The organism is uncultured Candidatus Puniceispirillum sp. (genome assembly GCF_963979125.1).
GTDB lineage: Bacteria > Pseudomonadota > Alphaproteobacteria > Puniceispirillales > Puniceispirillaceae > Puniceispirillum.
In genome coordinates this window covers 1-7,167 of the sequence record NZ_CAXBVX010000103.1, presented here as the reverse complement: position 1 = coordinate 7,167, position 7,167 = coordinate 1, and the positions used below count along the sequence as shown (strand labels likewise).

Here is a 7,167-nt window from a genome sequence, read left to right as displayed (position 1 = left end):
TATAGATAAAAGCCAAATTCAATCTGCGCGTAATGCGATACCTGCAATCACAACGCAACCTGCGCTAAAACCAACCCGTCATGTCTAATGAGGCTGTCATATCTGAGGCAAAATTGCCTAGGCGAGACCTTTATCGCCCATCAGCATATATTTCTGCGCACGATCAGCAATTAACTCTTTGCCACTCATGCCAGCCATAGATTTAAGCTGGTTTTCAAACGAGTCGCCCAATGCCGTGATCGCTGTCGCCTGATCACGATGTGCACCGCCAAGCGGTTCGGTCACAACATCATCAACAACGCCTAGCTGTTGCATATAATCTGATGTAATCCGCAAGGCCTCGGCCGCGTCCTTGGCATGTTCGCCACTACGCCACAAAATTGAGGCACATCCTTCAGGCGAAATCAGACAATAAATTGCATGTTCAAACATCACAACACGGTTACCTGCCGCCAGCGCAATGGCACCGCCAGAACCACCCTCGCCAATGATCGCCGCTACCATCGGCGTTGGCAGACGCATACAGGCACGGATCGATGTTGCAATCGCTTCGGCCTGACCACGTTCTTCGGCACCGCGTCCTGGATAGGCGCCAGCAGTGTCAATAAAGCTGAGAACAGGCAAACCAAAGCGGCCAGCAAGTTCCATAAGGCGGGTCGCTTTGCGATAACCTTCGGGGCGCACCATACCGAAATTGCATTTAATGCGCTCTTCGGTTGTGCTACCTTTTTCGGTACCCATGACCATAACAGACTGGCCGCGGAAACGCGCCATACCCGCGATCACCGCATGGTCTTCAGCATAGTTGCGATCACCCGCAAGCGGGGTAAAATCTTCGAATAGCTGATCGACAATGCCACGCACTTTCGGGCGTTCGGGATGCCGTGCGACCTGTACCTTTTCCCAAGCACCTAGCTTTTCATATGTTTGCTTGAGTTCGCGTTCAATACGGGTCTGTAATTTACCAATTTCGTCCGCAATATTAATATTGCCATCCGTCGTCATATGACGGAGTTCTTCAACCTTGCCTTCAAGGCTGGCAATGGGTTTTTCGAAATCAAGAAAATGTCGCATGCATAAATCCTAATAAGTACATTTTTATATTAACTATCTTGCGTCTTTGTGGCAAGGGGATGTGCACTTGCCACCAAACCGGCAAGGCGATCAGGGCGTGTCGCGGTATAAATTTGTGTTGTTGTAATATCAGCATGACCAAGAAGCGTTTGCAGACTGCGCAAATCAGCACCGCGATTGAGCATATGCGTTGCAAAGGAATGGCGCAGCACATGCGGACTGACACGGTCAGGATTGATTCCCGCAGCCCCTGCCAGTGATTTCAGCAACGCCGAAAATTGATGCCGTGTCATTGGCCCATCACCCATTGGGAACAGATAGTCGGACAAAAGCGCCGCCGCATTACGGTCACGTATCTCGATCCAATGGTGCACCGCAACCTTTGCCGCATTCCCCAATGGCACGACTCGTTCACGGCCGCCTTTGCCTGTCACCAACAGGCTTTCGGGATTACGCCGAAACTGGGCAACCTTTAGCGCGACAACTTCGCTGACGCGCAAACCCGTTGCATAGAAAATTTCCAGAATCGCCCGCGCCCGCGCCGCCACCCAATCAGGCGTGAGCGCATTTGCCGCTTTCAGCAAGGCGATCACTTCATCCTCGGTCAGACTTTTGGGTGCTGGTGACGGCACTGACGGACTATCAATCCAGCGCATCGGATTATCAACGCGGATATTATCTTCGACAAGCCAGCCCATGAATTGCCGTAGGGCACTGAGCCGTCTTGCAACCGAACGCGCCGACAAGGCACGCTTATGCCACGCATGAATGGCGTGTCGCAAATCCTCTACAGTTGCCATATATAATGTTTTATTCATCACCTGCATGATGACCGCAGCGTCATGTAAATCACGCCGATAGGCCGCCAGCGTATTGGCCGCCGATGCACGATCAGCTGATAAAGCCTGCAAAAACCCGTCGATATGGACACTATCTTCAGGATTGATTAGTGCGGTTTTACCCGACATGCCACCCCCACTTTTGATCCAGATTACGTTGATACAGACTTTGTATTACGGCCTATTCATCAGCCAGCATCATCATCTTGTGTATCTGCCGCAAATTGTGTCATCAGATGCGCCGTGGCGATTTCGCGCATCAGGCCCATAGCTGCCTTTTCCTGTCCAACATCGCGCAGATACTGAATCACAAGACCTGCATCAACCGGATCAATATTGGTAAAATCTGTTGATTGCAGTAGCCAGCTTGCCAGCAAAATGGTTTCGGCGACGCGCTTCTTTTCGGCAGCTTCGCCACAAGCACGCAACAAGACAGGCGACAGTTTTTCACGGCTATAGGCGACATGTGTACCGCTTTGCAACAGGTCAAACCAGGATATGTCTGGGGCATCAATTCCGGCTGCTTGCAAAAGCGGTTGCAGATGCCACGCATCAAGTGTCTGCAAAGTATCCGCTTCCCATTCATTACCCACATCCAGCGTTAGCAAAGTGCGGATATGATAAGCTATCGGGTTGTTGCTTTCCAGAATGGCTGGCATCGTCGTCGGATCAGCCAAAGCCAGAAGAATATCTATATCATCCAGAACCGCTTCATCAGGCAATGTCACGGTTGGAACAGCAACATCTATATTGTCAGCTGCATCATCATTATTCAGTCCAGATGATGTCAGAGTCGCATTATCGGTCATAGCCGCATCGACAAGCACTGGGGTCGTTGTTTGTGATTGCATCACTTCAAGCGCGTTGATTGCCAGTTCGGCATAAAGCGGCAACATCAAGCTACCATTCCCAACTGTGATCTCACGTTTCATCGCCGCGACGATCAGGCCAAAAACCGCATTGCTATCATCAACATCAAGCGCCCGCCACGCCATTGCCGACGTCAGCGCGCTAACTTCGCTATCAAGACGTGCCAGCGCTGATTGAGGATTATCTTTATTATCACCAGCGCTGCGCCATAATTTTCCTGCCTCGCGCGGTGATACAAGACCGCGTTGCAAACCGTCATAGGTCGAAACCATCCGCGCGTCATCGCTAAGATAGCGAAGCGACGTTATCGTTTGCGCCATTTGCGGTGGCATAATGGCAATGCCTTCAATCGGGATCGGGCGGTGCAAGGCTTCCATCAGAATAATATGAATTGTTTCCAGCGTTGTCGGATCAATATCCTCAAAAACCTTGCCGGTAAATAATTCATCAACCAGCCCCATAAAGGTCGGATCTCCCATGCCTGTCGCCGCCAGCACATCAGCGGCAAACCGCGCTGAGCTCATATTGCCTTGAACCGCATCACAGATCACTTTGGCCTGATGCCAGAACGGATCAAGCGTCATTTCAATCTGGGCGGTGACAGTGGCACAGGCGATATCATCACGCCTACTCATCAGATGATGTTCGACAAGCCAGCGTTTCCAACTAGCCCATTTTTCGGTATCGGGAAGCTGTTCAACCAGCACGGCCAAATCGTTCGAACGCCCAGCACGTGCCAGCCATGCCAGCCGTGCGCGCACCAGATCGGCGGCAATCATATTCGCCCCCATGGGCGGCACCGACTGCCGTGCCACAACATCATAAGCCAAAGCCGATATAGTCAAAGATTGATTGGCTACTGCCCCATTCTCCAGCAGAAACGCCGCATTCTTGGCAGGCGTCCCACGCCATATCAAACTATCGAGGGTGCTGTCCTGCGGGGCTGTATCGCTGACGCCAATCGCTGCCAGACCAACATCTGAAATCTTGCGCCGACCAAGCGTAGCGCTGCCATAGGCGGCACTGGTGGTAGCCAATGTCTGAATTTCGGCGTCTGGCTGTGCGTCATTCGCAGTTTTGACCGTAGCATCTTGCATAGCATTGCTATCTATTTGGCTATTGACTGGACTATTGGCGCTTTGGCTGTCTGCTTCAACATCCAATGAAGGCGTAAGCGAAGCATCCGCATCCACAGATTGCGCCTGTGACGCATCATAGATTATGGCCTCGCTTTGACTATCGCCTGCGACCGGTGACGCGGTGCCCAGCGTGATAAGGTCAAGCGGCTTAGTTGCGGCCGCACTAGAATTATCTTGCGCAAAGCTGGCCATTGGCGCCAAAGACGATAGTGACACCGTCAGGGCAAATAGCATCCCTGTGAAAATGGCAGACTGACTATTTTGGAAAATTTTCATTCGGAATTACCTTATTAACAACAACCGTAGGTGCCGGAATCTGCCAGCCTGACAGGGCAATCAATCCTGCTGACGCCAGCCCGATGAAGAAAATCAAAAAAATAGCAATACGTGTCATTTCATCTCCAACTCGTTAGGAAAGGCATTCTGCCTACAATCCTTCGCCCCAATATTGTTTAATCCAATATCTTTTAATAAGGTATGTATGGCCATATTATGTCGTTAATAGGGCAAATATTCTACCCTATTGTACTTTTGACCTGCATATGCACAAAAACTATGCCATTAAACGTCGAAGCTAGGGCATGCGCTTTTGGGATGCTGGCCTATTTCCCTCGACTATAAGTGGGCGTATAAGAAAGACTATGGAGCAAAAAGTGCAAAATTCGCATGAGATGGTAGGATCGCTGACGCAAAGCTATGGCGGCCCCCCAATAACGCGACCTATCGCACTGGTTGGGCTGATGGGATGCGGCAAATCAATGGTTGGACGCAATTTGGCTGCCATGTTCCAGATGCCATTTGCCGATAGTGATACCGCCATTGAACGCGCCGCTGGCGTGACAGTTGCTGATATTTTCGATCTCGCAGGTGAAGCCAAATTCCGTGAAATGGAATATCGCGAAATTGAAATATTGCTTGGTGGTGCCCCAGCGGTCATTGCGACTGGTGGTGGCGCCTTTTGCCAGCCCGACACAGCAGCATTGCTACGTGACAAGGCCTTAGTTGTCTGGTTGAAAGCCCAACCCGAAACATTACTGTCCCGGATCGGCAATGTTGATAGCCGCCCGCTTTTGCATAGCAAACATAGCCAGAAACAAAGTAATGAAACGCCCATTCAAATCCTGACTCGGCTAAACACTATCCGAACACCCTTTTACGAGCAGGCGCACCTGCATGTGAATACCGACGGCCTCAGCAAACGGCAAGCCGCGTCCAAAGTCATGAATGCCATTGCTGATTGTCTCGCTATCACAAATACGTCGAAAGGCGCATAGGTCACATATGCAAAATATTTCAAAGCTCACAGTTGGCCTTGGTGATCGCGCCTATGACATCGTCATTGGCCCTGATCTGCTGGCGCAGACAGGTGATGTTCTTGGTGCGATTGCTGCTGATCGGCATATTGTCATAATCAGCGACCAGCATGTCGCCGCCATGCATCTTGATACATTACAGACAAGTTTGACCAAAACAGCGCGCAAGATAGACGCTTTGACAGTACCCGCTGGCGAAGCCAGTAAATCAATGCCTGTTCTGGCGCAGCTTCTTGACGATATTCTGGCGCTTGGCGTTGACAGGTCAGTTCTATTAATCGCTTTTGGCGGCGGCGTTATTGGTGATCTGGCAGGCTTTGCGGCGGCCAGCCTATTGCGCGGTGTTGATTTTGTGCAGATACCCACATCGCTGTTAGCGCAGGTCGATAGCTCGGTTGGAGGCAAGACTGGCGTTAACGCGGCCAAAGGGAAAAATCTGATTGGCGCCTTTTATCAGCCTAAAGCCGTACTTGCCGATACCGCGCTTCTGGCCAGCCTACCACCACGCGAATTACGCGCTGGGTTCGCCGAAGTTATCAAATATGGATTGCTTGGTGATCGTGACTTTTTTGAATGGCTGGAAGCAAACGGTAAAAACGTGCTGGCACTTGACGATGCGGCGATCGCGCATGCCGTGTTTACATCCTGTGCTGCCAAAGCGCGCATTGTCGAGGCTGATGAACGCGAGGCTGGTCAACGCGCCTTGTTGAATCTGGGTCATACCTTTGCGCACGCCTTTGAAGCTGAAGCGCATTATGATGGCCGATTATTGCATGGCGAAGCTGTTGCGGCTGGTATGGGGCTTGCTTTTGATCTGTCAGTTGCGCTTAATATTTGTAATGGACAGGATGCGCGCCGATGCAAAGCCCAACTGGAGGCAAGTGGATTACCCAGCGGATTATCAAATCTGCCTGCCGGACAGGCATCAGCAGAAACTCTGCTTCGTCATATGAAGCATGATAAAAAAGTCAAAGACGGCACCATGCATTTTGTTCTTGTTAGATCGATTGGCGATGCTTTTGTTAGTGGTGATGTACCACCCGAAACCGTTCTAGCCTTATTGGAGTAGGCCAACTGTGATGAGCGATAGTTTATGGACTATCTCAGCCTTGATTGTAATTCTGATTTTGGCATCAGCGTTCTTTTCCAGCGCCGAAACCGCCTTGACGGCGGCCTCGGATGCGCGGATGCGGCAACTGGCGACCAAAGGCAATAAAAATGCAAAAATTGTCGAAACGTTGCGCGCAGATCGTGAAGGTCTGATCGGGGCAATCCTGATTGGTAATAACGCGGTCAATGTGCTGGCATCGGCAATTGCCACTTCGCTTTTTATCACTCTTTATGGCGAAGCTGGTCTGTTATGGGCGACCATCACCATGACCGTGCTTCTGGTGGTGTTTGCCGAAGTCATGCCCAAGACCTATGCCTTGACCTATGCTGACCGCTATGCCCTGACAATTGCACCTGTGATCCGCATAGTGGTGCTGGTACTCAGCCCTCTATCGCTTGCTATCCGCTGGCTGGCATCAATAACGATTCGTGCCAGATCGGATGATGACACTGACCGTGAAGAAGAACTCAGGGGTCTGATCGAACTACATGGCGCTGATGGTGACGAGGATGATCGCGAAACACAGGCTATGCTGTCTTCGATCCTCGATCTGAACGAACTAACTGTCGAACAAATCATGACGCACCGTGGCAGTGTCAACATGATCAACGCCGATGATGATCTTGACGATATTTTGCGCCGCGTGCTGGAATCCCCGCATACACGCCATCCTGTTTTTTCGGGAACATCAGACAATATTACTGGGGTTCTGCATGTAAAGGATCTGCTACGATCAATCGGCCATATTGGCGAAAAAACAAACGGAAATGGTAATGGTAATGGTAATGGTAATGGTAACAAATTTGTCCAGGACATTGCCA

Annotated in this window: 7 protein-coding genes; 3 read left to right on the top strand and 4 right to left on the bottom strand. The window is 50.8% G+C overall.

Annotated features, from left to right (window positions below):
* Positions 1–117 precede the first annotated feature (117 nt).
* The 4 genes from ABNT28_RS09265 to ABNT28_RS09250 are packed head-to-tail and all read right to left on the bottom strand — an operon-like array spanning position 118 to position 4,316.
* Entirely contained in the window at positions 118–1,074 is a 957-nt protein-coding gene (locus tag ABNT28_RS09265; RefSeq protein ID WP_332924634.1) for an acetyl-CoA carboxylase carboxyltransferase subunit alpha, read from the bottom strand.
* 29 nt (positions 1,075–1,103) lie between these two features.
* Positions 1,104–2,042 (bottom strand): tyrosine recombinase, encoded by a 939-nt coding sequence (locus ABNT28_RS09260; protein WP_332924633.1) that lies wholly within the window; start codon positions 2,040–2,042, stop codon positions 1,104–1,106.
* Between the two features lie 59 nt (positions 2,043–2,101).
* On the bottom strand, positions 2,102–4,198 hold the full coding sequence (locus ABNT28_RS09255) for a hypothetical protein (RefSeq protein WP_348721450.1): 2,097 nt from the start codon (positions 4,196–4,198) through the stop codon (positions 2,102–2,104).
* Positions 4,179–4,316, bottom strand: a complete 138-nt coding sequence (locus tag ABNT28_RS09250) for a hypothetical protein (RefSeq protein WP_332924631.1) — start codon at positions 4,314–4,316, stop codon at positions 4,179–4,181. The genes ABNT28_RS09255 and ABNT28_RS09250 overlap by 20 nt, the downstream gene beginning before the upstream one ends.
* A gap of 259 nt (positions 4,317–4,575) precedes the next feature.
* Here ABNT28_RS09250 and ABNT28_RS09245 point away from each other — a divergent pair, with 259 nt between their 5' ends.
* The 3 genes from ABNT28_RS09245 to ABNT28_RS09235 form a co-directional block, all read left to right on the top strand.
* Positions 4,576–5,196, top strand: a complete 621-nt coding sequence (locus ABNT28_RS09245) for a shikimate kinase (protein ID WP_332924630.1) — start codon at positions 4,576–4,578, stop codon at positions 5,194–5,196.
* Positions 5,197–5,203: 7 nt separating this feature from the next.
* A complete protein-coding gene (aroB, locus tag ABNT28_RS09240; protein ID WP_332923230.1) occupies positions 5,204–6,304 on the top strand; it encodes a 3-dehydroquinate synthase in 1,101 nt (366 codons plus the stop codon).
* 10 nt (positions 6,305–6,314) lie between these two features.
* The coding region (locus tag ABNT28_RS09235; RefSeq protein ID WP_348721449.1) for a CNNM domain-containing protein at positions 6,315–7,167 on the top strand (853 nt) is incomplete at its 3' end.

Bases quoted from the DNA above. Each gene is read 5' to 3' on its own strand.
- ABNT28_RS09250 (WP_332924631.1), bottom strand. From the start codon at position 4,316: ATGACACGTATTGCTATTTTTTTGATTTTCTTCATCGGGCTGGCGTCA.
- ABNT28_RS09260 (WP_332924633.1), bottom strand. From the start codon at position 2,042: ATGTCGGGTAAAACCGCACTAATCAATCCTGAAGATAGTGTCCATATC.
- ABNT28_RS09265 (WP_332924634.1), bottom strand. From the start codon at position 1,074: ATGCGACATTTTCTTGATTTCGAAAAACCCATTGCCAGCCTTGAAGGC.
- aroB (WP_332923230.1), top strand. From the start codon at position 5,204: ATGCAAAATATTTCAAAGCTCACAGTTGGCCTTGGTGATCGCGCCTAT.
- ABNT28_RS09255 (WP_348721450.1), bottom strand. From the start codon at position 4,198: ATGAAAATTTTCCAAAATAGTCAGTCTGCCATTTTCACAGGGATGCTA.